The 23,237-nt window shown below is 60.3% G+C and carries 18 protein-coding genes; 5 read left to right on the top strand and 13 right to left on the bottom strand.

The features are described 5' to 3' along the window. Nucleotides 1-4: 4 nt before the first annotated feature. The 7 genes from CVS29_RS07110 to CVS29_RS07080 form a co-directional block, all read right to left on the bottom strand. A complete protein-coding gene (locus CVS29_RS07110) occupies nt 5-4,162 on the bottom strand; it encodes a DUF4011 domain-containing protein (RefSeq protein ID WP_110105621.1) in 4,158 nt (1,385 codons plus the stop codon). A 109-nt stretch (nt 4,163-4,271) separates the two neighbouring features. After that, nucleotides 4,272-5,861 (bottom strand): glutamine-hydrolyzing GMP synthase, encoded by a 1,590-nt coding sequence (gene guaA, locus CVS29_RS07105; protein ID WP_110105620.1) that lies wholly within the window; start codon nt 5,859-5,861, stop codon nt 4,272-4,274. 123 nt (nt 5,862-5,984) lie between these two features. Beyond that, nucleotides 5,985-6,509, bottom strand: a complete 525-nt coding sequence (locus CVS29_RS07100) for a DUF3817 domain-containing protein (RefSeq protein ID WP_110105677.1) — start codon at nt 6,507-6,509, stop codon at nt 5,985-5,987. A gap of 11 nt (nt 6,510-6,520) precedes the next feature. Then, nucleotides 6,521-7,390 carry an SURF1 family protein gene (locus tag CVS29_RS07095; protein ID WP_110105619.1) on the bottom strand — a complete coding sequence of 290 codons (870 nt, stop codon included), beginning with the start codon at nt 7,388-7,390 and terminating at the stop codon, nt 6,521-6,523. A gap of 88 nt (nt 7,391-7,478) precedes the next feature. Next, nucleotides 7,479-7,970 carry a PTS sugar transporter subunit IIA gene (locus tag CVS29_RS07090; protein WP_218868038.1) on the bottom strand — a complete coding sequence of 164 codons (492 nt, stop codon included), beginning with the start codon at nt 7,968-7,970 and terminating at the stop codon, nt 7,479-7,481. Between the two features lie 184 nt (nt 7,971-8,154). Further along, nucleotides 8,155-9,282, bottom strand: coding sequence for a GuaB3 family IMP dehydrogenase-related protein (locus CVS29_RS07085; protein ID WP_110105618.1), 1,128 nt, complete (start codon nt 9,280-9,282; stop codon nt 8,155-8,157). A gap of 33 nt (nt 9,283-9,315) precedes the next feature. Then, on the bottom strand, nt 9,316-10,416 hold the full coding sequence (locus tag CVS29_RS07080) for a BtrH N-terminal domain-containing protein (RefSeq protein WP_110105617.1): 1,101 nt from the start codon (nt 10,414-10,416) through the stop codon (nt 9,316-9,318). A 177-nt stretch (nt 10,417-10,593) separates the two neighbouring features. Between CVS29_RS07080 and CVS29_RS07075 the strand changes: the two genes are divergently transcribed. Further along, nucleotides 10,594-11,211, top strand: a complete 618-nt coding sequence (locus CVS29_RS07075; protein WP_110105616.1) for a hypothetical protein — start codon at nt 10,594-10,596, stop codon at nt 11,209-11,211. A 178-nt stretch (nt 11,212-11,389) separates the two neighbouring features. Here CVS29_RS07075 and guaB read toward each other — a convergent pair whose 3' ends face one another. Then, a complete protein-coding gene (gene guaB, locus CVS29_RS07070) occupies nt 11,390-12,904 on the bottom strand; it encodes an IMP dehydrogenase (RefSeq protein WP_110105615.1) in 1,515 nt (504 codons plus the stop codon). Between the two features lie 200 nt (nt 12,905-13,104). Here guaB and CVS29_RS07065 point away from each other — a divergent pair, with 200 nt between their 5' ends. Both CVS29_RS07065 and CVS29_RS07060 read left to right on the top strand, forming a co-directional pair. Further along, complete coding sequence (locus tag CVS29_RS07065; RefSeq protein ID WP_110105614.1) at nt 13,105-14,103, top strand: DUF389 domain-containing protein; 999 nt, start codon at nt 13,105-13,107, stop codon at nt 14,101-14,103. 110 nt (nt 14,104-14,213) lie between these two features. Continuing rightward, nucleotides 14,214-16,130 (top strand): heavy metal translocating P-type ATPase, encoded by a 1,917-nt coding sequence (locus CVS29_RS07060; RefSeq protein ID WP_110105613.1) that lies wholly within the window; start codon nt 14,214-14,216, stop codon nt 16,128-16,130. A 70-nt stretch (nt 16,131-16,200) separates the two neighbouring features. Here the strand turns inward: CVS29_RS07060 and groL are convergent, their stop codons facing one another. Together groL and groES are read right to left on the bottom strand one after the other, a co-directional pair. After that, the gene (gene groL / locus CVS29_RS07055) at nt 16,201-17,808 is read right to left on the bottom strand and encodes a chaperonin GroEL (RefSeq protein ID WP_110105612.1); all 1,608 of its coding nucleotides are present in this window, start codon (nt 17,806-17,808) and stop codon (nt 16,201-16,203) included. Between the two features lie 110 nt (nt 17,809-17,918). Then, nucleotides 17,919-18,215, bottom strand: coding sequence for a co-chaperone GroES (gene groES, locus CVS29_RS07050; protein ID WP_038464523.1), 297 nt, complete (start codon nt 18,213-18,215; stop codon nt 17,919-17,921). Between the two features lie 321 nt (nt 18,216-18,536). Between groES and CVS29_RS07045 the strand changes: the two genes are divergently transcribed. Next, nucleotides 18,537-19,409, top strand: a complete 873-nt coding sequence (locus tag CVS29_RS07045) for an ABC transporter ATP-binding protein (RefSeq protein ID WP_110105611.1) — start codon at nt 18,537-18,539, stop codon at nt 19,407-19,409. Further along, nucleotides 19,406-20,218, top strand: a complete 813-nt coding sequence (locus tag CVS29_RS07040) for an ABC transporter permease (protein WP_110105610.1) — start codon at nt 19,406-19,408, stop codon at nt 20,216-20,218. Before CVS29_RS07045 ends, CVS29_RS07040 begins: the two co-directional genes overlap by 4 nt. 182 nt (nt 20,219-20,400) lie before the next feature. On the opposite strand, the gene CVS29_RS07035 is transcribed toward CVS29_RS07040, so the two are convergent. Genes CVS29_RS07035 through CVS29_RS07025 form a run of 3 tightly spaced genes read right to left on the bottom strand, consistent with a single transcriptional unit; the run spans nt 20,401 to nt 23,211 of the window. Then, a complete protein-coding gene (locus CVS29_RS07035) occupies nt 20,401-21,156 on the bottom strand; it encodes an iron ABC transporter ATP-binding protein (protein WP_110105609.1) in 756 nt (251 codons plus the stop codon). Then, the gene (locus CVS29_RS07030; RefSeq protein ID WP_373366700.1) at nt 21,153-22,241 is read right to left on the bottom strand and encodes an iron chelate uptake ABC transporter family permease subunit; all 1,089 of its coding nucleotides are present in this window, start codon (nt 22,239-22,241) and stop codon (nt 21,153-21,155) included. The genes CVS29_RS07035 and CVS29_RS07030 overlap by 4 nt, the downstream gene beginning before the upstream one ends. After that, nucleotides 22,234-23,211, bottom strand: coding sequence for an ABC transporter permease (locus CVS29_RS07025; RefSeq protein WP_110105607.1), 978 nt, complete (start codon nt 23,209-23,211; stop codon nt 22,234-22,236). Before CVS29_RS07025 ends, CVS29_RS07030 begins: the two co-directional genes overlap by 8 nt. Nucleotides 23,212-23,237 lie beyond the last annotated feature (26 nt).

The following is a 23,237-nucleotide window of genomic DNA, read 5'->3' as shown; positions in this document are numbered from 1 at the left end:
TTCTTTATCCCCAGTGAGGGGGTTTGTTCTCTCGCAGCCAGGCGTCATGTCCACGGTCTGAGGTGTCATCGCCCCAGGTGTGGTCGGCATCGTGCGGCGCAATTTTGGGCAACAGCTCTGATTCAGGTGCTGTCTGTGCAGGAGTATTTTCTGTTGCCCCGTCTGGTGCGGATACCAAGTTTTCGTCCCTAGTAGTCTCCGCTTGCTCACCCACGAGCCGTTCTCCTTCTTCAGTTTCTTTCGGTGTGCTGGCAACGGCAGGTTGTTCCTGCGCTGCTTCTAAGGTTTCGCCACTCTGCTCACCATCTGATCCTTGACGGCGGCGTGAACGCGGCGAATCAATCACCGCAGTCATGGAGGTGTCCAAGGTGGTACCCATGAGGGATGCCAGATCAGCTTCACCTGCACCGGATCCCATGCCGAGGTATTGGGCTATCTGGTCAGCGCAGCTCGAGGGGTCGGTAAAGACTTCGATGGTCCACAGCGGCACATAGCGCCATCCCAGGCGTTCGAGCATCTGCGGGCGGAGCCTGCTGCGTTCACGCACACTCATCTTCTGGTACTTGGCCGTACCATCGGATTCCACAGCAACGGGCACGGGGATTTCGTGGTCGGCGCGGCCCAACAGCGCCAAGTTATCCGGTGCAGCCGCCATGTCCAAGGCACCGTCATAATGGTGCCAAACACGGGCGCCCCGGGCCCGGAGCCTGTCGGCCAGATCCGCCACGAGAGGATCTTCCCCGGTTTCCTTCTCGCTATCCACTGCCCGGCTCGCAGGGTTGCCGAGTAAGGAGTTACCGGCCATTTCGCGATCCAGCAGTTCAAAGAAATCAACAGCACCAAAGCTCAGACGGCTTCCATCAAGGTCTTCAGGCCTAAAGCACGTGACAATGTGGATGTGCGAACGAGCCCGTGTCATGGCCAACGCAAATTTTGCGCGACCGTCCGGTTCTGACAACGAGCCAAAGCCGTGCAGGGCCCGACCATGCGGGGTACGGCCATAACCGAGCGAGAAAATGACCCTGTCCCTGACCAAACCAGCGGCCCTGTCCACAGTGACCACGCGGAAGGACTCCGGTCCCGAGGCAAAGAACTCGCTCAGGAGAGGATGGTTTGCCATCTGCAGGCGAATTGCCTGAGCCACCCGTACCGCGTGACGTTCACTGGCGGTGATGATGGCCAACGATTCCCGGGGGCGCACACGTGCATGTTCAAAGACCAGATCAACCACGCGGTTCACCTCAGCCACAACTGATTCCACGCCGCCACTGTCGCTGCCGGGCAGGCCCTTGCCATCGGGCAGATAATCCACCGTGATGGCACGTTCGAGCCCGGTGACGGTCCGCCCGTCGGGCAGACGTTCAAGCTGTGAATCGTAGAAACCACTGCTGAGCTGGCGAATCAACTCTTCATCAACTGCTCGGTAGGAAACCGTCAGCCTGTGGCGCGGCAAAATTCTCGATAGCGCCCCAAAGATGCTTTCAAGGGGATGCTGCTCAACCTCACGTTGATCAGGAGCGCTCACCGCCACCGTAAAACTCTTCGGGCAAGCAGTTTGCTCGTCACCGAAGGCCACCACTTGGCTGGCGCGTGCCAGTGAGGGAAGCGCTGACTGCAACGACGTCGATTCGGCGTCGAGAATGAGAACCGTGTCGAAGCGGTAACCGGCAGGGATGGCTGCCGGTACCACCAGTGGACTGAGCACAAATACGGGAGCCAGGTTGCGGAGCAGGTCCGGGGCTTGAGCACTGAGGGCAGCCAGCGAGACCCGCCCATCCTTGAGGACGTTGCGAAGCATCTCCCCTTGACGGTTGCGGCCAGCCAAAATCTCTTTCCACTGCTGCGCCAAGCCCCAACGGATACGCCCGGGTCCGGAAGCAACATGTGCCTGGTCTGCCAAGCGGAACTCAGCTTCCAAGCGGCGGAGGTTCTCGCCGTCGGACATGGCAAGGTACTCATCACCACTGATCATGGCTTCCAGCGCAGACTGCCACCACGCCAGCTCCAGTTCAGAACTGGTTTGTGAGGCGGGCACCTCCCTCTGGGCAAGGTCCTCAAGCAACTCGCCCAGACCTTGTTCCCGCATGCCTTCAAGCAGCAGCGTGCGCTCGGGCAGAGTTTCCAGAGTTTCCTGCGAACCGACCAGCGCCTCAAGCCGGCCAACCAATTCTCTGGCGTTGAAATTCAGCAGATCCCCGCCATCCACAGTGCGTTCCAGAACGGCACCTAGCTTGAGCAGCTTTTCACGCAGGGCAATGAAGCTGCGGCTCAGCTCCGCCAGGCCGGAAGGCACGGTGGGGTGGCGCTTACTCGTGGCGGCTTCAGCCCACAGGGCCCTTTGTTCATTGACAAGGACCAGCGAGGCGTGGAGGTCTGCAATGTGCACGCCTGGGCGTACCAAGTCCTTGGCATTGCGGCGGAATCGCGCCCGTTGCAGGGCAGGCATATCAATACCGTGTTCCCTGCGCCATGCGGTGGTTGCGGTCGCGGCAATCATCTCATCCGTTGACCAGTCAAAAATATCGGCGCTGAACTTATCAAGGCTTTCCCGGATGGCTACCAGCATGTTCAGCTGGCGTCCCCACTCGGCAAAAGTACTACCCTGACGGATCTGACCAAATTCGGCCACTTCGCGCATCTTCTTGGAAAACTCTGGCACCTGGGTATGTAGTTGCTCCGCCAACGCGAAGGCACCTTCGGTTTCCTTGCGGGTGACCATGCGGGCACCATGCCAGGCGCTGCTGACAGCCACCTGACTGAAGGCACCCAGCTCGGCGGCGCGGCGCAGCCTGGAGCTGAGATCCTTGCGGTCGCGGATACTATCCAACACACTGCGTTTAAGCCGCACCGTGGTGGAGGGGGCCGGGTGAATGGAGGTCAGCTCGGCCAGTGATTGCATGGCCTGGTAGGGAGAACAACCCCACCGTTCACGCACGTTGTGCAGGCTCGCCACATGATCCACCAGCTGGTGGCGGTGATCAACCAAGGTTTCGTGCAAGCTGCCCACAGTAGGTTCCACAGCTTTTTCGTTGCGTGTGATGGCACGGATCAGCTGCGATTTGATTTGTTGCGGCCCGCTTTGGGCGCTGAGTTGGAGCAACAACGAATCGAGATCGTGTTCGCTGAGAATCTGGGCCAGCTCATTGAGCGTGCCGCGCCGTTCACCCACTACCAGGACGGATTTGCCGTCGTGGACAAGCTGGGCGATGGCGTTGATGGCCGTCTGGGTTTGACCCGTACCGGGCGGGGTGGACACCAGCACGGATTCGCCGGCGCGGATCATGTCCAGTACGTACTGCTGCTGAGGATCGGCGTCCAGTACCAGGATCTCATCCTCGGGCTGGCGATCATCCAGAGAGACGAAGCGTGAAAAGTCGGGTTCTAGCTCAACAGGCAGGACATCATCACTGCTATGGCGCTGTACCAGCTCAACAAGTTCGGTGCCCTCGAGCAATGCAGCGTCACTGAGGTTATCAGTGAGGAAGGCGAACGTGGATACCACCAGCTCATGATCCACCGTGGCGTGTGGAATGGGTGCCAGCAATGACCGGACACGGTCCAGAACGGGTGCCGGATCAAAGCGTGCGGTGCTGTAGGCCAGCCGGCCCAGCGCCAGCGCGTCCATATGAATGGTGGTGTGCTGGCCCAGGTATTTGACCAGGGCAGGGTTAATTTGTGCCTGCTCCATGAGTTGGAGCTCGTAGTCGTCCTGTCCTGGGCGGACGGTTAGTGCCACGGCGGCCAACAGGACAGGCGCGCAAACATTGTCTTCGTTACTGGTTTGGGCAGGCCAACGGGCCATCCCGGCACCGAGATAACCGACGTCGATTCCGCGGTCAGTGCTCAGTTCAAAAATCTTTGCCCGCAGCGCGGCGGCAGCCTTCTTGGCAGCGCCGTAGTGTTCCGGTTCCCGGATCAAGGTAGATAGCCGGGTCTTGCGGCCAGCCAGCAGCTGGGCCAGACCCGATGGGTGGGCGTGTGTAAGAGAGATGCTGCCGTGTGCGGTCATTGCAAACGCCAATGCGGTGTCGGAACCGGAGTATGAGTCCAATCCCGCAAGCCAGGCTTGGAACTCCAAGGAGCTCTCCTTGGGCCCTGCAACTTCGGACACGGGTGCCTTCTTCTCTGCACTTGAGCGGAACGGTCTTGACCATACTGACATGTGATTCAGGCTATCGCGCCCAGCCCTTTTTGCCTGATCGGCACACTGGAGAACGCCAAATTAGGCCCGAAATATCGGGTTTTGGCGCTCTCCAGCGTCGCCTACCGGATTACTCCCACTCAATGGTTCCCGGCGGCTTGGACGTGACGTCCAGAACCACACGGTTAACACCTTCCACCTCATTGGTGATTCGGTTGGAGATCTTTGCCAAGAGGTCGTACGGCAGGCGTGACCAATCGGCGGTCATGGCATCTTCTGAGGACACCGGGCGCAGCACGATCGGGTGTCCGTAGGTGCGGCCATCGCCCATGACACCAACACTGCGTACATCGGCAAGAAGCACAACAGGCATCTGCCATACCTCGTTGTCCAGACCGGCTGCGGTCAGCTCGGCACGGGCAATGGCATCTGCCTTGCGGAGCAGTTCCAGGCGTTCGCCGGTGATTTCACCGACAATGCGGATTCCCAGGCCTGGACCGGGGAACGGCTGGCGGCCAACAATCTCGGCGGGCAGGCCAAGCTCGGCACCGACAGCACGGACTTCGTCCTTGAAGAGGGCCCGCAACGGTTCCACGAGCTCAAAACGGAGGTCCTCGGGCAGTCCGCCAACATTGTGATGGCTCTTGATGTTTGCTGCGCCCTCGCCGCCGCCGGATTCGACGACGTCCGGGTACAGGGTGCCCTGGACGAGGAACTTAATCTCTTCGCCGTCCAAAGCGGCCTCAGCCATGATGGCCCGTTCGGCTTCTTCGAAGGCGCGAATGAATTCACGGCCAATGATCTTGCGCTTGGTTTCCGGATCTGAAACACCGGCAAGGGCGTTCAGGAAGCGGTCCTGCTCGTTGGCAACGTACAGCTTGGCACCGGTGGATGCCACGAAGTCGAGTTCAACCTGCTCGGCCTCGCCTTGGCGCAACAGGCCGTGGTTGACGAATACGCAGGTGAGCTGGTCTCCCACGGCGCGCTGAACCAGGGCTGCTGCAACGGCTGAGTCAACGCCGCCGGAGAGTCCACACAGAACCTTGGCGCTGCCGATCTGCTTGCGGATCAGCGCCACCTGCTCATCCAGAATGCTGGTGGCAGTCCAGTTCTTTTCCAGCTTGGCGCCGTTGAACAAGAAGTTCTCCAACACCGTCTGGCCAAACTCTGAGTGCTTGACCTCGGGGTGCCACTGCACACCGAAGAGGCACTTTTCCTCATTGGCGAAGGCAGCAACGGGAGCGCCGGCGGAAGTTGCCAGTACATCGAAGCCTTCGGGAGCCTGCTGAACAGAGTCACCGTGGCTCATCCATGTGGTCTGGGAAGCGCCGGTGGCGCTGAGAATGGAGCGGTCTTCGCCCACCAAATTCACTTCAGTGGAACCGTATTCGCGCGCTCCTGTTTCAGCCACGGTACCGCCAAGGGCGGCAGCCATGGCCTGGAAGCCGTAGCAAATACCCAAAACAGGAATTCCGGCTTCAAACAGGTCTGCACCTACGGAGGGTGCGCCTTCCGCGTAGACACTTGATGGTCCACCGGAGAGGATGATGGCAGCCGGGTTTTTAGCCAGCAACTGCGCAGTTGTATAGGTATGCGGCACGATTTCCGAGTACACATTGGCCTCACGCACACGGCGCGCAATCAACTGGGCGTACTGGGCACCGTAGTCCACAACCAGGACGGGCTTCTGGGAAGTCTGGGCCTTAGCGGGAGTAGTCACGCAACAATCTTAACCTACTGAGGCAGGCTCGCGCTCCTTACCCTCCCGCGGAGTGATGAGCGCCTCATCCAACCAAAGCCCTCTCGCGAGTGCGGGAGGGCTTTGGTGCGGCTGGCGGCTGCCTTAGTACCGCTTGCCAGCCTTGGGGTTTGCGGCAACTTCGGCCACAACTTCTTTGTGCACTTTTGCTTCAACAAAGAAGGATAGGAACGGCACCACACCGCCCAGTGCAATCAGTACCAACCTGCTGAACGGCCAACGCATGAGCGTCCATAGACGGAAATCAGCAATGAGGTAGATGACGTACATCCAACCGTGCACAATCAACACCGTGGTGGAGAGGTTGACGCCGCCGGTGATAGGCATGACTCCTCCGTCAATATTGACCAGGCCGAAGCCGTGCGCGGCTCCCGCTGTATCAGTTCCGCCAGCCACCAGAACGCTGGAGAAGGCGTAACGGATAATCAGCTCCACCACCAGAAGTAGCAACATAACACCTGTTGCGTAGGCAAGATACTTGTAGAACTTCAGTGCCGAGAGAATCTGGGCGGGAGTACCACCAAAACGACGCTTGGGCGCCGCCTTCACTGCGGGCGGCCCGCTCGGATCCTTAGCGGAAGGGGCTGTGGGTGTTGCTTCTTTGTTCATAGGGTCGGTCACTACCGGCGCTCCTCATTCTGTTCTTCAAGTACTGCTCGGTGTTCATCAGGTTCAACGTCAGTGTCGTCGTCGTCGTTCCCCTGGTCTATGTCAAAGAGTTCATCCTGTTCACGGCGGTAGTCATCCGATACCAACCGCCACCACATGAATAGTGCGAATCCGGCGAACACCACCCATTCAATGGCATAGAAAATGTTCAGCCAATTAACCTTGTCATTCTGATCGGCAGCCGTGACGGTGATGGGTAGGAGCGTCCCTGTTGTGGACGATGCGCCAACATCCTGTCCGTCAACGATTTCCTGCTGCGAGACAATGAAGGCGGCATAGCTGCTGACATCCCAGAGATTTGTCAGCTCTGCCGTGGACAATGCGCCCACTTGCCCCTCGGGGAGGTTGCGCGAAACTACCGGGCCTTCTGAGTTCAGTAGGCGCCCGCTCAGCTGGAGAGTGCCGGCGGGGGCTTTCGCTGCGTCACCGGGTTCTGCGATCCAGCCGCGGGCCACCGGAATGACTACTTCACGAGTGGCAGCAACACCTTCTACCCGGGGTGCATCATCAACCACAAAGGCCGTGACAACCCAGTAGCCCTGCTGCTCATTTTCAAGCCGTGAAGGAACCAAGACTTGTTTGTCGGCATCGAAATGACCGGTAGCTGTGACGAGCTGTCCCTCAATATTGCCTGTCATGAGCTTGCCAGGAACCATGGTCTCGCTCAGCGGCTGCACTTTTTCAGTGACCGAGGGTGGGGCAACGTCTTTTTGCATGGAACGGGAAAATTGCCACTGGCTCAGAAGTACAAGAACGGCGGCAACGGCCAGCGCAAACACCAGTGCGGCTATCCATTTGGGCTTTACAGCAGTTTTCAACACATATCAACGGTACTTCGTATCCATGTAGAACAGCGAATGCGGCCGGCATTTACAAAGAAAGCGTGGCCGGGCCCACACATGGGCGGGGTTAGTGGTCGAAGAACACCAAGGTGGAGTTGATCAGTTCTGCGATGACCTCTTTGTCATGGGCGCGGCGCAGGGACTCCCGGAAGTTTTCCTTGAACAGGGATCTGGCCAAGGTGGCGAGTACTTCCAAGTGTGCGGAGAAGGAACTGGCGGGTGTGGCTATCAGCAAGATCACAGTGGCGGGGCCGTCAACGGCACCAAAATCCAGGCTGTGATCAAACTTGGTGACGCCTACGGCGATGGAAATTTGCTGAACAAATTCGCTTCTTGCGTGGGGCAACCCAATACCTCCGGGCAGACCTGTAGCCATTTGGTGCTCCCGGGCGTTGACATCGCGCAAGAATCCGGACAGATCGGAGATGCGTCCCTGGGCAAAGAGCTTTGCTCCCAATTGTGCTGCGGCGTCTTCTTTGCTCTCCGCCACCATTTCCAAAATAACCAACCCAGGGTTGGTCAGTTCCGTCTCATAACGTTCCAGCGAGCCCGATATCATGAGTGCCTTTCCAGGGTGTGCAGCAGCAAAAGTCGTATCCTCAGTCTAACTGCCACGGTCTGCTCTAGGTCGTTGAGCCGAGCTGAGCGCAAGGCACCGCTGAGCGTTAAGTGCCAAGGAGCCCCGGCCACTCATGGGCCGGGGCTCCTTGCTGCCGTCAGGGTTGTGACGGCGGGATGAAAAATTACGCCGGGTTGACGATCACGTCAATGCGCTGGAATTCCTTCAAATCGGAGTAACCGGTGGTGGCCATGGACCGGCGCAGCGCACCGATCAGGTTGGCTGACCCATCAGCGCGGTGGGCCGGGCCGTACAGCACTTCCTCCAACGTCCCCACGGTATCCATCTTCACACGGTGTCCACGCGGCAGTTCATGGTGGTGTGCCTCCGCACCCCAGTGCCAGCCCTGACCGGGGGCCTCGGAGGCGCGGGACAAAGCAGCACCGAGCATGACAGCGTCGGCGCCCATGGCAATGGCCTTGACGATGTCGCCGCTGGAGCCCATGCCGCCGTCGGCAATGACATGCACGTAGCGTCCGCCGGACTCATCCATGTAGTCGCGGCGTGCTGCTGCGACGTCAGAGATGGCGCTGGCCATGGGTGAGCGGATGCCCAAGGCGCGGCTGGTGGTGGTGGAGGCGCCGCCGCCAAAACCGACCAGGACGCCCGCTGCGCCAGTGCGCATGAGGTGCAGTGCGGAGGTGTAGCCTGCTGCGCCGCCCACAATAACCGGGACGTCGAGTTCGTAAATGAACTGCTTGAGGTTCAGCGGCTCCGTGGTTTTGGAGACGTGCTCTGCCGAGACGGTGGTGCCACGGATCACGAAGATGTCAACGCCTGCGGCAACCACTGTCTTGTAAAACTCTTGTGTGCGCTGCGGGGTCAGGGACCCGGCCACCGTCACACCGGCTGCGCGAATCTGAGCCAACCGGGCGGTGATGAGTTCGGCCTGGATCGGTGCGTTGTAGATTTGCTGCAGGCGCAGGGTGGTCTCGGGGTTGACCACCGAACCCTCCAGCGCGGCGATCTCATTGAGCACCGGCTGCGGATCCTCGTAACGGGTCCAGAGGCCTTCTAAGTCCAGCACACCCAGTCCGCCCAGCTTGCCAAGTGCAATGGCAGTCTCTGGGGACATGACGGAGTCCATGGGTGCGCCAATCACGGGCACCTCGAACTGGTAGGCATCTATCTGCCACTTCACCGAAACATCCTGGGGATCGCGAGTGCGCCTTGCCGGCACAATCGAAATCTCATCCAACGAATATGCGCGGCGCCCACGCTTTCCACGGCCAATCTCAATCTCATAAGTCACGCCCCTAGCCTAGCGCAGGCGGCGCTACAGGCATTAAATGACGCCCGCAGCCGTCTTCAGGGCCTCTGCCGCAGCGTTTTCCAGTACGGCAATTGCTTCCACCTGCGCTGCCATCGCAGCAAAGTCCGGCTCCCCCGGTGCCCCGACCACATCAATCAGAGCGTCCCAATGCGCACCCAAAGAGTCATATTGGGCAGCTGCTTCAAGCAGACTGCCCCGTTCGACGCCGGACACCGCCTCCCCGATAGCCACCACCTCGCGCAAGAATTGGGCATACAACGGCCGGAGGGCGCCGGGACCGCTGACACGCCGTCCGGCCAAGAGCCCATGGAGCATTCCCATGCCCACCATGGAACGCTGCGGGCCGCCAAAGATCCGCATCCACCCATGCTTCGAGGAGGAATCGCTGAGCCGTTGCGCCCACGTGGACATGCCCAGAATGCCAAAATTTTTGGCGTACCCAGGCGGCACCCCGGGCGGGGCCTGCAGTGAGAGCAGTTCCTGGGCCGTCTGCGCCATGGCCGCCCGCACCACGCTGGTGGTCAGTACCTCGCCCACCATCTCCTCGGCCAAGGCGCGGCTTCCCGTGACAACGTGGGCCTGCCAATGCTTATCCGCTTTCCGGGAGCTGCGCGCAGCTCCCAGCGCCGCGGTACTGATCCGCTCAAGCCTGCCGCCGCCGTCGTCCATCAAGTAGTCAGCGCCGTCACGGCCCACCACAGCCACATCCACGGAATCCAGATCGGCCAGCGGATCCTCATCCACCCACGGCAGCTTGCCCCGGACAACACGCACCACGGCGGGCACCCCGGTTTCCAGCGCTGCGTCCAGCCGGCCTTGGGCCAGGGATGCGCTGCCTGTTTGCTGAATATTCACGGAGGCACCACTGCGGCGCAACAGGTTCTCCGTGTAGGGGCCGGGATGGAAACGGGTCACGGCCGAGGCCGTGGTGATGTCTTTGTATTCAAAGGTGAAGATCATGAAGCCAATGCCACCTGCCAGACCTGCGAGCATAGCCTCGGTGAACGCAGCTCCGGAGAGTGGGTTGGACACACCGGAGGCGGCCAGAACACGGGTCCACAGCCCGGAGTCCCAGTGCGAGTAGTCGGTGGTGTTCTCATAGGCACAAAGCATGCGTTGATTCTAGCGGGGATAAGCGGGCCCGCCCCCCGGCACCCTAACGAAAGCAGCGCGCCTGTGCTTGGCACTGTTCATTGTTGCTGCAGCCGGCGGGCCCTGGTTGTAGCCCTGTGAACGCTCCCCCTCTCCCGTGTGCCGACAGTGGGCTCCTACTTTGGTTAGGCTTAGGGCATGACTGAGACTGAACTGCGGATGACTGACCATGAGCTCTTGACACTTTTGTCAATGACACCCACGGAATCAGCAGCCGTCACCCTGGGCCTGCTGCGTCTGGACCAGCACGGCGATAACGCGCTGTTGCACAACGCCGGGCTGACCACACTGATGGTGCGCGGGCTCGCCTCACCCCAGGGCGAAAAGATTGTTCCCGTGGATAGGTGCGCCGTGGTGGGTACAGTACTTTCCCAAGCCCAGGAGTGGCTGGAAATCACCTTGACCACACCCACGAGCGATCATGTCCTCTTCGCCGTGGGTTCTAATGTTGGTGCGGTTCTGCTGAGCATCAGCCCCTACGGCGTGCATGAGATCCAGCCTATTGAGTCCGGCCCCGCCATGCTTGAACTGGCCCTGCACCTGAGCCAGGAATACCTCTCCGGTGCCGCCGAAGGCCTGCCCGCCACCGCCGTGGTGCGCCGCCTGCAGGTAGAGCGCGAGCCAGTGGTCGCTCAGCTAACAGCCGTGGAATCAGGGGAATGGGTGTTGCGTTCCGGCACAGAATCCGAATTCGTGGAAGAAAGCTATGACGCTACCGAGGCCCTGACCCGTTTTAAGGCCGCCCTGCAGGCCTAAGCCCAGCCCTCAACGTCCCAGTTCGTCAGGTTGCATAAATCCATCCGTGAGAAAAGGTCGTTTTGAGTCGTTTCGAGGGCTTCTAAGCGACCTTTGCTCACGGATCAATGAGATCACCACGGCGGCCCCGCACCTTGAATTGCCAAGGTGCGGGGCCGCCGTCGTGCTTAAGGAAGTGCTACTTATTGAGGTAGTTCGGGGCCTCAACCGTCATGGTGATGTCATGCGGGTGGGATTCCTTCAGACCTGCGGAGGTGATGCGCACAAACTTGCCGCGCGCCTTGAGCTCGGCAATGGTGGGGGAACCAACGTAAAACATGGTCTGGCGCAGTCCGCCCACCAGCTGGTAAGCCACCGAGGAGAGCGGGCCACGGTATGCCACACGGCCTTCGATGCCTTCCGGGATGAGCTTTTCATCTCCCGTGACATCAGCTTGGAAGTAGCGGTCCTTGGAGTAGGAGGTGTTCTTGCCGCGCGATTGCATGGCACCGAGCGAGCCCATACCGCGGTAGGCCTTGAACTGCTTGCCATTGACAAACACTGTCTCGCCCGGGGACTCTTCCGTGCCAGCCAGCAAGGAGCCGAGCATGACGGTGTCGGCGCCGGCCACGAGGGCCTTGCCGATGTCACCGGAGTACTGCAGTCCGCCGTCGGCAATCAACGGCACGCCGGCCGGGATGGCCGCCTTGGCGGATTCGTAAATAGCGGTGATCTGGGGGACACCAACACCGGCAACTACGCGGGTGGTGCAGATGGAGCCCGGACCCACACCAACCTTGATGCCGTCAGCGCCGGCGTCAATCAGGGCTTGGGCGCCTTCACGCGTTGCTGCCTGGCCGCCAATGACGTCAACGTGGGCTGCGGCTTTTTCGCTCTTCAGGCGGGCGATCATTTCCAGCACGCCTTGGCTGTGACCGTTGGCGGTGTCAACGAACAACGCATCAACCCCTGCCTCAACGAGCGTCATGGCGCGTTCATAGCCGTCACCGAAGAAGCCGATGGCTGCGCCCACACGCAGGCGTCCGCTCTCATCCTTGGTGGCCAGCGGGTACTGCTCGGCCTTGGAGAAGTCCTTGACGGTGATCAAGCCGCGGAGAACTCCTGCGTCATCAACGAGCGGCAATTTTTCAATCTTGTTCTTGCCCAGCAGCTGCGAGGCTTCTTCGCGGCTGATGCCAACCTTGCCGGTGATCAGTGGCATGTGGGTCATGACATCGCGAACCAGGCGCTGCGAGTATTCGTTTTCGGGGATGAAAACAGTGTCGCGGTTGGTGACGATACCAATCAGGCGGCTATCGGCGTCAACCACGGGCAGGCCGGAGACACGGAAACGGGCGCAAAGTTCATCCAACTCGGCGAGAGTGGCCTCGGCACCAATGGTCACCGGGTTGGTGATCATGCCGGACTCGCTGCGCTTGACGAGGTCAACTTCTTCGGCCTGGCGCTGGATTGACAGGTTGCGGTGAACCACACCAAGACCACCCTGCCGGGCCATGGCAATAGCCATACGTGACTCTGTGACAGTGTCCATGGCGGCGGAGAGCAGCGGCGTCTGCACCGTGATGCGCTTTGATACGCGCGAGCTTGTGTCAGCTTCTGAGGGGATGACGTTGGTGTGCCCGGGGAGGAGCAGCACATCGTCATAGGTCAGGCCAACAAAGGCGAAAGGGTCATGAATTTCAGACTGGGACACGAAGGCTCCTTGGCGGGGGGTAGAACCATTTGCAGGGGGGTGCATCCGATGACCGGTCCCGTGATTACGAAGCTGGCCTGTGCGTTGCTTACAGTCTAAAACGAAAGCGTCCCTGACCCTATTCTCGAGGGGTGGATCACACCGGGGCGCAGATCATCCCATAGAATCAAGCGCACGAGCTGGCACCGGAAAGGACCTCCATGGCGTTGCAGATCCGCATTGTTGTCCCGGCCGGGACTGCCGATTCCGTGGTGGAGATTGCCCGTAATCACCCGGGCGTCTCCGAAATCTCGCGGACGGAAGGCGCCTCCTTGATTCCAGAAGGTGACGTCATTGTGCTCCAGGCGGTGCGGGAATCCGTCGAAGAGCTGCTGGAAAAGTTACATGGACTGGATATTTCCCACCAGGGTTCGCTCAGTATCACCGCGCCGGAGCTTGTCATTTCCGAGCGTCTGGACCAAGCCGACCAAGCCGTTGCGGGGGATGGCGCTGATGCCATCATCTGGGACGAGGTGGAAAAGGACACCAATGCCGACTCAAAGCTGACCTGGAGCTACCTGGTGTTTCTGGTCATCGCCGTCCAGCTGGCAGGGATCGGGATCGTGACCGATTCCACCATCGCCATCGTCGGGGCCATGGTGGTGGGTCCGGAGTTTGGCCCGCTGGCAGGGTTGGCCCTAGCGTTGGTGGATCGGCGGTGGCAGCTTGCCCGGCGGGCGTCCGTGGCCTTGGTGATCGGTTTCCCCATTGCCATGGCTTTGACGGCGCTAGCCACGATCGTCTCGGTGCAGTTGGGGTTATTTGACCCCGCTGTGGTGCTCAGCAAAAATAGCGCCACCGAGTTCATTTACCACCCCGGCCCGTATTCGTTCATCGTGGCAGTGCTGGCCGGGGCGGCTGGCATGCTTTCCCTCATTGGCAGGAAGTCTGCAGCACTGGTAGGTGTTTTCATTTCCGTCACAACCGTTCCAGCGGCCGGGTACGTTGCCGTTGCGCTGGTATTGGGCGAGCAGGGGCGGGCGGCCGGGTCCGTGCTGCAACTGCTCCTGAACGTCACGGGCATTGTGGTCTCTGCGGCCGCCGTGCTGTTTATCTACCGGGTAGTCCGGCGCAGACGCCCGGCACCAACACGGTACTCTGCTGCCCACGCCGCGGCAGCCGCCCGTGGTGTGGGCGCGCGGAACCCCTTCCGCCGCTGATGACCTGATGCCGTCGGGTCCGTCAGGGGCGTCGGGGCTGCCGGGGCGTCGGGCCTGCCGGTCATGTCCCAATACTGGGATTGGCGGCGAGACTGAGGCACAGTGGTGACATGAAGGAAGCATCTGCAGGATTCGTGACCAATCGCTCCGAGGGCCCGTTCCTCATTAGTGCGCAGGAACGCCAACGGGGTGTGATCACTGTGTTGCGGCGCTATCCACTGGTGTGGCTGACGGTGCTGGTGGGCATCGTGGTGGCGTTTGTGCTGCTGGCCGGTCAACACGATGCCGCACGGTGGACGGCGAGCCTGTACGCCGTCGCTATCGCCTTGTGTCAGGGCATTGGCATGGTCAAGGACATCTTGCGCGGTCATTGGGGCATTGACATTCTTGCGGTCACGGCGATCTTTGCCACGGTGGCCGTTGGCGAGTACATCGCGTCGTTGATCATCATCTTGATGCTGACCGGCGGCGCCGCCCTTGAGGATTATGCCACCGGACGCGCCAACAGGGAGCTGCGCTCGCTGCTTGACCGTGCGCCACGTATTGCGCATCGGGAAAACCCTGATGGGACAACCTCTGATGTTTCACTGGCTGAGGTTGAGATTGGTGATTCGTTGCTGGTCCGCCCGGCAGAGGTGGTTCCGGTGGATGGTGTGCTGCTCTCTGGCCCTGCCGTGTTTGACGAATCCGCGCTGCGGGGCGAAAGCCTGCCTGTGGAACATGTGGTTGGCGATTCCGTACTCAGTGGCGCCCTCAATGGACCGGCCGCGGTGCGCATCAGGGTGAGCGCCCGTGAGGAAGATTCCCAGTTCAGCCGCATCATTGCCTTGGTGCGTGACGCGGCCGAAAGCAAGGCACCCGTGGTGCGGCTCGCAGACAGGTATGCCGTGCCGTTCACGGCGTTTTCATTGGCCATGGCAGGGCTGGCATGGTTTCTTAGTGGTGACCCGGTCCGCTTTGCCGAAGTGCTGGTGGTGGCCACCCCCTGCCCATTGCTGATTGCCGCACCTGTGGCCTTTTTGGGTGGTATGAGCCGGGCCGCAAAATCCGGGATCATCGTCAAGAGCGGCGGCACACTGGAGCAACTCTCCCGCGTCAAGACAGCCGCATTCGATAAGACGGGAACGCTGACAAGCGGTGATCCCAGCCTCGAAGAAATCCGTAACGTCGCAACAGATCCCAGCGAGTTGCTGGCACTCACCGCCTCCGCCGAGCAATACTCCTCCCATGTGCTGGCCGCAGCCATCGTGGCCGAGGCGCAGTCCCGGGGATTGACGCTCCACAGCACCGAGTCCGCCGTCGAACATGCAACCAACGGGGTCAGCGCCACTTTTGGTGGACGCCACATTTTGGTGGGTAAACGCGCCTTTGTCGCCAGCCAGGTCAGTGGTGTGCAGGAGGCATTGCTGACGGGCGGGCAGTTGGCCGTCTATGTGGGAATTGACGGCCGCTTTGCCGGGACCTTGATCATGCGTGATCCGCTTCGGCCGGAAGCGCCGGCCACGTTGGCAGCGCTGCAAGAGCTGGGGGTAGCGGACACGGTCATGCTCACCGGGGACGCCGAGGCCACGGCAAGGTTTATTGCGGCCGAGGCTGGCATCACTGAGATCCATGCGGGGCTGCTGCCGGCTGACAAAGTTCGCCTGGTCAATGCGCTGGAGCACCGGCAGGTGTTGATGGTGGGCGATGGGATCAATGACGCCCCCGTCCTGGCTTCGGCCGACGTCGGCATTGCCATGGGTGCCAAGGGCTCCACCGCGGCCAGCGAGTCTGCCGATGTTGTCATCATGGTCGATGACCTGGCCAAGGTGGCCCAGGCGGTACAGATTGGGCAGCGGACGGTGCGGATCGCCGTCGAAAGCATCTGGATTGGCATCATCCTCAGCGTGGGCCTAATGTTTCTGGCCGCGTGGGGGCTGATTCCTGCCGTGGCCGGTGCGCTGGCTCAAGAAGTGATCGATCTAGCCACGATCCTGAACGCCCTGCGCGCTCTGAGCCCGGGCCGCCGCCGGAACAACGAAAAATGATCCCGACCCCGCTTTCGGACACCGGGATATCGGTATCAAAAAGCGGGGTCGGGATCATTGGTGAAAAACGTTAGTGCTTGTGCCCTGCTTCTTCGTCTTCAGCAGGCTTGTCCGTCACGAGGACCTCGGTGGTGAGCACCAAGGATGCGATGGACGCTGCGTTGCGCAGAGCCGAACGAGTGACCTTGACGGGGTCAATGACGCCGTCTTCAATCAGGTTGCCGTAGACGCCGGTGGCAGCGTTGAAGCCGAAACCGTCTTCGAGCTCGCCAACCTTGTGCACCACAACGTAGCCGTCATGGCCTGCGTTCTGGGCGATCCAGCGCAGCGGCTGGGCAATAGCCTTGCGCACCAGATCAATGGCGGTTGCGGCGTCGCCGCTCAAGGCGAGAACAGCAGCATCTTCATCAAGTGCCCTGCCGGCCTGGACCAGTGCGGAACCGCCACCAGCCACAATGCCTTCTTCCAGAGCAGCACGCGTTGCGGACACGGCGTCCTCAATGCGGTGCTTCTTTTCCTTGAGCTCAACCTCGGTGGCTGCGCCAACCTTGATCACGCCGATGCCGCCAGCCAACTTGGCCAGGCGTTCCTGCAGCTTTTCCTTGTCCCAATCGGAGTCGGTTCGCGCCAGTTCAGCGCGCAGCTGGGCAACCCGTGCTGCCACGTCATCGGCCGTGCCGGCGCCGTCAACAATGGTGGTGTTGTCCTTGGTGATGGTGATGCGGCGAGCCGTACCCAGCACTTCAAGCCCAACCTGGTCCAGGGACAGGCCGATCTCCGCGGAGACAACCTGTGCACCGGTCAGGATCGCAATGTCCTGCAGCATGGCCTTGCGGCGGTCGCCGAAGCCCGGTGCCTTGACGGCAACAACGTTCAACGTGCCGCGCAAGCGGTTCACGATCAGTGTGGACAGTGCCTCGCCGTCAACGTCTTCAGCAATGATGAACAGCGGCTTGTTCGCGGCAAGTGCCTTTTCGAGCAGCGGCAAAAATTCCTGCAGGTTGGAGATCTTGCCCTGGTTGATCAAAACCAGTGCGTCTTCCATGACTGCTTCCTGGCGTTCTGCGTCAGTGACGAAGTACGGGGACAGGTAGCCCTTGTCGAACTGCATGCCCTCGGTGAGGACCAGTTCGGTGGAGGTGGTGGAGGACTCTTCGATGGTGATGACGCCATCCTTGCCAACCTTCTCGAACGCTTCGGCGAGCAAGTCGCCGATTTCCTGGCTCTGGGCGGAGATGGCAGCAACTTCTGCCACCTGGCCTCCGGCAACCGGGCGTGCGTTCTCCAACAGGCGTGCGGCAATGGCTTCAACGGAAACCTGGATGCCGCGCTTGAGCTCGCCGGGAGCTGCGCCTGCGGCTACGTTGCGCAGGCCTTCCTTGACCAGTGCCTGCGCCAAAACGGTGGCCGTGGTGGTGCCGTCGCCGGCAACATCGTTGGTCTTCGTGGCAACTTCCTTGGCCAGCTGTGCGCCGAGGTTCTCGTACGGGTCTTCCAGCTCCACCTCGCGGGCGATGGTCACGCCGTCGTTGGTGATGGTGGGGGCACCCCACTTCTTATCGAGTACAACGTTGCGACCGCGCGGGCCGAGGGTCACCTTGACGGTGTCCGCGAGCTTGTCAATACCGGCCTCAAGGGCCTTCCGTGCGTCGTCATTAAATGCAAGCTGCTTAGCCATGCGGTGTGTTCCTTTCACGCAAAGACCCCGCGTCCGGCGATTGATCTAGACAGGCTCGATCACCTATCCGGGCACGGGGCTTCACAAAGTGGTTACTGGAGCAAAAGCCGTTACTTAACGACGATGGCCAGTACGTCGCGGGCCGAAAGAACGAGCAGCTCTTCGCCACCGGTCTTCACTTCGGTTCCACCGTACTTGGAGTAGATAACAACGTCGCCAACGGCAACATCGATCGGGACACGGTTGCCGTTGTCATCAACGCGGCCGGGGCCCACTGCCACAACTTCGCCCTCCTGGGGCTTTTCCTTGGCAGTGTCCGGGATAACCAGACCCGATGCGGTAGTCAGCTCTGCTTCGAGCTGGCGAACAACAATACGATCCTCAAGAGGCTTAATAGAGACCGACACTTAGGACCTCTCCTTCACACGTAAATTCTTTGGATGGCTGCAACACTTTCTGCCCATGTTTGGGTGGAACCCAACCGTCGTCGCGGTGCCGGTGATGTTCCCATGGCCAGAAAGATAAGCGCGTTAGCACCCTCAGGGTGAGAGTGCTAACTCTGACTCTAGGGAATTGATTAGCACTCGGTCAAGGCGAGTGCCAGAATTTCCTGCAAAAGTACGACGCCGGCGGGCCCGGTTACGCTCACGGCGCACCGGGGCAGTCACCTTCAGAGACATAAGTTGAAAAATCTTTTCAGACTCCGGCCGCGGTGGGAGGATAAGCAAATGAGTCTAGCTCCCGTGCACGTTCGTGATCTGTTGAAATCCTATGGCGCTTTTACCGCGGTAGACGGGATCAGCTTCGACATTCATGAGGGTGAAACTTTCGCGCTGCTGGGCCCCAACGGTGCCGGCAAAAGCACCACCATTGAAATCCTTGAAGGCTACCGTGATAGGACCAGCGGTGACGTTTCAGTACTGGGTGTTGATCCGCAGCATGGGGGCCTGGATTGGAAAGCACAATTGGGGATAGTGCTGCAGTCCAGCGGGGAAAGCGGCAATGTCACGGTGCTGGAGCAACTGACCCACTTTGCCAACTACTACCCCAACCCACGCAAGGTATCCGAGGTCATTGAAGCGGTGGGCCTGACGGAAAAGGCCAAAACCCGGATCAGCAAGCTCTCCGGCGGGCAACGCAGGCGTGTGGATGTTGCGTTGGGCATCATCGGGCGCCCCAAACTTTTATTCTTGGATGAACCCACCACCGGGTTTGATCCTGAGGCCAGGCGCCAATTTTGGGCTCTGATCAACCAGCTCAAGGCCGAGGGGACCACCATTTTGTTAACAACACACTATTTGGATGAGGCGGCAACTCTAGCCGACCGTGCCGGGATCATTCTCGGCGGCAAGCTGGTGGATATTGGCCCCATCAACGAGATTGGCGGAGCCGACGCACGGGTTCCGCTAGTGCGGTGGCGGCAGGACGGCGTCGAACATTCACAACGAACAGCCGAGCCCGCAGCGCTTGCTGCCCGGCTCTACGCTGAGGCCAGCGGCGAAGTTGACTCACTGGAAATTAGCCGCCCGTCCCTGGAAGACATCTATTTGCACCTGGTGGGTAAACACTCGCTCATCAATGCAGAGGAAGGCGCCGTATGAGGACCTTAGAGTTGGGCACCTCCCGAATCCTTTATGAGCTCAAGTTGTACTTTCGGCAGGGCGATTCGGTGTTTTTCACGTTCCTGTTCCCGATCCTGATGCTCTCGGTTTTTGCTGTGGCGTTCAGTACTAGCGGGAATCTTGGTGCGGCCCCTGATGGCTCCGGCGGCATCAGTTTTGCGGCTTTTTATGTGCCGGGGATGGTGGCTGCGGGCATGCTGCTCAGTGGCGTGCAGAACCTGGGCGTGGACATTGCTGGCGAGAAGGGGGACGGCACACTTAAACGCTTAGGCGGCACTCCCCTGCCCGTGTTCTCCTATTTTCTGGGCAAGATCGGCATGGTTCTGATCAGCTCGGTCCTGCAGGTCACACTGTTGCTGCTTGTGGCCCGTTTCGCGTTCAACGTGGAGCTTCCCACTGCACCAGAGAAGTGGCTGACCTTCGCCTGGGTGTTTCTGTTCGGCGTGATTACTAGCTGCGTTTTAGGCATCGCCCTCTCGGCACTTCCGCGGACAGGCAAGAGCGCCACCGCCGTGGTCATCCCGATTGTGCTGCTGCTGCAGTTCATCTCCGGGGTCTACTTGAACTTCGCGCAGTTACCCGGCTGGTTGCAAGACTTTGCTAGCATCTTTCCGCTGAAGTGGATGGCTCAAGGGATGCGCAGCGTGTTCCTGCCAGAGTCCTTCGAGGTGATGGAGCCCTCCGGGAGCTGGGATCTGGGTCTCGTGGCACTAGTCATGGGAATATGGCTGGTGTTTGGTTTGCTCCTGTGCCGCGTCACGTTCCGCTGGATCCGCAAGGACAGCTAACCCGCACCTCTGGACGCTCGGTTACATTCTGTGGCATGCCCGAAGCACGCTATCCCAGTAATGGCAAGAAAAATGGGAACGCTATCCCCACTCGGTGGGATAGCGTCCCCGAAAAACGCACCATTGCTGGGAGAGCGTTGGGTGGGAGGGACGGCAGGCGGGAGGGGATCGCCGTCGTGCTCTTAGTAGTAGACGGCGAGCGGCCCGCGGGGGCCCTCGATGACCTGCACCGGGGTGTCAAAAACGCGACTCAGGACCTCATCGGTCATGATCACCTCCGGTGTGCCAAACTCCGTCACCACACCGTCCTTCACGGCACAGATGTGGTCAGCGTAGTGTCCGGCAAAATTAATGTCATGGAGCACCACCACAATGGTTCGGCCCAGTTCCTGCGCGGCACGGTGGAGCATTTGCATCATCTGCGCCGAATGCTTCATGTCCAGGTTGTTGAGCGGCTCATCAAGGAGCACATAGTCGGTGTCCTGGGCCAGCACCATGGCCACGTAGGCCCGCTGCCGCTGCCCGCCGGAGAGCTGGTCCAGGTAACGGTTTTCCAGTTCGCCTAGGTCCAGGAAGTCGATGGATCGGCTGATTGCCTCCTCATCGGCCACTGTGAGCCGCCCCTTGGAATGCGGAAAGCGGCCAAAACTCACCAGCTGACGCACGGTGAGCCGGGTGACGAAGTGGTTTTCCTGGCGCAGGACCGAAACGATCTTGGCCAGATCCTTCGAGGAAGTACGTGAGACGTCATATCCGGCAATCTCAATGGCCCCGGAATCCATCCCGAGCAGCCGCCCAATCATGGTCAGAAGGGTGGACTTGCCCGCGCCGTTGGGCCCTACCAAGGCGGTGACTCCCCCGGATGGGATTTGCAGGTCCACGGGCCCGATGGCAACGTCACTGCTGTAATTTTTCTTGACCGCGGACAGTGTGATCACAGTCGGCCCTTTCTGAGAATGAAGAACAGGAAGACGGTGCCACCCACGGCTTCAATAATGATGGAGACAACACCCTGGGCGTAGAACACGTTCTTCATGACGAAGTAGGAACCCGAGAGGACCACGAAGCCAATGAGCACGGCCATCGGGAAAACGTAGCGGTGATCATGGGTGTCGGCGAGTTGGTAGGCCAGCGTGGCAACCAGGAATCCGAGGAAGGTCATGGGCCCCACGAGGGCTGTGGAGGTGGCCATCAGGATCGAGGTCAGCAACAGCACTCGCATGACCTCAAAGCGGTGGTTCAGGCCCAAGTTGGTGGCGGTGTCTTTGCCCATGGCGATCACGTTCAGCCGTTTGGCGTTGCGCAGCAGCATGATACCGGCTACTACGCACAACGGAATGGCAATAGGCAGATAGCTGATATCGGCGTTGGCGACAGAGCCGAACAGGCGTGCGGTGAGGATATCGAATTCGCTGGGGGTCAGCAGCCGTTGCATGAAGACCGAGATGGAGCCCAGCCCGCCGCCAATAATGATGCCGATGAGCAGCATGATCGCCAGATTGCCATATTTGCCGGAGAGCAGCCAGCCATACAACGCCATGGACAGACCCACCATGAGCACAATTTGCACAATAAATTGCGGTACTCCCTGAACCATGGTGACCCCGGCTGCGCCCAGAAAGAACACCGCACCTGTCTGCACCGCGATGTAGAGGGATTCAAAACCCATGATTGACGGCGTGATGATCCGGTTGTTGGTGGCGCTCTGGAAGCTGACCGTGGCCATGGCCTGGCAAATGGCAACCACCATCATGACAATGACACTGGTGCCGCGCAGCTCGGCGATGCGCCAAAAACCTGCCGACCCCACCGGCATTGGGTTGTCCCAGGCCAGCAGGCCGAAGCCGAATCCCACCCCCAGAAAAATCAGCAGGCCCAGGATAATCCAGTAGCGTTTGCGGACCCTGGCCGTGGGCAGTGACCCCGAATTTCGGGTGGGCTTGTGGGCTGATTGCTGGTGCGGGTTTGCGCCCTGACCTCCCGGCTGCGGCGGAGTGCGGCGGACCACTGGCGCATCAAGCACGACGGCGCTGCTTCAGCAAGAGCCCGATGAACACCACCGCGCCCACCACCCCCAGGATCAGGGACACGGGTACTTCAAAGGGCATGATGATGGTTCTTCCCACTAGATCACATACCGTCACAATGGCAATGCCCAGCAGACACACCCATGGCAGATTGCCGCGCAAATCATCACCGCGGAACATGGAGACAATGTTGGGCACAATAAGGCCTAGGAACGGCAGATTGCCCACAACCACGGTCACAATGCCGGTGGCGATAGCGATGAGCCCGGTTCCCAGCAGCATGACCTGGTTGTAGTTCAGGCCCACATTTGTGGCCACTTCCTCACCCAGGCCTGCCACTGTAAACCTGTCTGCCACGAGGAACACCGCAACCCCCACCAGTGCCACAATCCACAGCACCTCGTATTGTCCCCGGAGCACGGAGGTGAAGGAACCAGCAAACCAAATCCCCAGGCTCTGAAGCATGTCGGTTTGCAGTGCCACGAAGGTGGAAATGGCTCCCACCACGGCGCCCAGCATGATGCCCACAATGGGCACTGTCAGGGAGGCTTTGAGCGAGACGCTGCGCAGGAAAAGAAAAAAGATGAAGGTACCGATGAACGCGGCAACGACTGCCCCACACATTTTTACCAGGATGCTGGCGCCAGGGTTGGCAATCATGACGGCCAGCAGACCCAGCCCCGCCCACTCGGTGGTTCCCGTGGTGGTGGGTTCCACAAACCGGTTTTGCGTCAGCAACTGCATAACAAGACCGGACATGGCCATGGCTGCACCGGCCAGCACCAGTGCAATGGTGCGCGGGATGCGGGTGATGGCGAACATCTCCCCACCGTCCTGAGCACCAAAGATGTCATATACGCCGGTAAAGAGGGAGAACAGCAGCAGCACCCCCACTACGGCGACGCCGATGAGCAGCTTGGGTTCAAAAAGTTTGCCTTTGGGTGGGGCGTGCGTGGTAGTTGTCATACTGCAGGGGTCCTCCTCAGTTCTGG

This window comes from Arthrobacter psychrochitiniphilus (assembly GCF_003185915.1).
Lineage (GTDB): Bacteria > Actinomycetota > Actinomycetes > Actinomycetales > Micrococcaceae > Specibacter > Specibacter psychrochitiniphilus.
Note: the sequence above shows the minus strand (reverse complement) of the source record. Positions and strands in the feature narration are given on the sequence as shown.

What these genes read in the sequence shown, in the direction of transcription:
- CVS29_RS07110 (WP_110105621.1), bottom strand. Translation starts at nt 4,162, where the DNA reads ATGTCAGTATGGTCAAGACCGTTCCGCTCAAGTGCAGAGAAGAAGGCA.
- CVS29_RS07100 (WP_110105677.1), bottom strand. Translation starts at nt 6,509, where the DNA reads ATGAACAAAGAAGCAACACCCACAGCCCCTTCCGCTAAGGATCCGAGC.
- CVS29_RS07090 (WP_218868038.1), bottom strand. Translation starts at nt 7,970, where the DNA reads ATGATATCGGGCTCGCTGGAACGTTATGAGACGGAACTGACCAACCCT.
- CVS29_RS07080 (WP_110105617.1), bottom strand. Translation starts at nt 10,416, where the DNA reads ATGCTTTGTGCCTATGAGAACACCACCGACTACTCGCACTGGGACTCC.
- CVS29_RS07075 (WP_110105616.1), top strand. Translation starts at nt 10,594, where the DNA reads ATGACTGAGACTGAACTGCGGATGACTGACCATGAGCTCTTGACACTT.
- CVS29_RS07065 (WP_110105614.1), top strand. Translation starts at nt 13,105, where the DNA reads ATGGCGTTGCAGATCCGCATTGTTGTCCCGGCCGGGACTGCCGATTCC.
- CVS29_RS07060 (WP_110105613.1), top strand. Translation starts at nt 14,214, where the DNA reads ATGAAGGAAGCATCTGCAGGATTCGTGACCAATCGCTCCGAGGGCCCG.
- groL (WP_110105612.1), bottom strand. Translation starts at nt 17,808, where the DNA reads ATGGCTAAGCAGCTTGCATTTAATGACGACGCACGGAAGGCCCTTGAG.
- CVS29_RS07045 (WP_110105611.1), top strand. Translation starts at nt 18,537, where the DNA reads ATGAGTCTAGCTCCCGTGCACGTTCGTGATCTGTTGAAATCCTATGGC.
- CVS29_RS07040 (WP_110105610.1), top strand. Translation starts at nt 19,406, where the DNA reads ATGAGGACCTTAGAGTTGGGCACCTCCCGAATCCTTTATGAGCTCAAG.
- CVS29_RS07025 (WP_110105607.1), bottom strand. Translation starts at nt 23,211, where the DNA reads ATGACAACTACCACGCACGCCCCACCCAAAGGCAAACTTTTTGAACCC.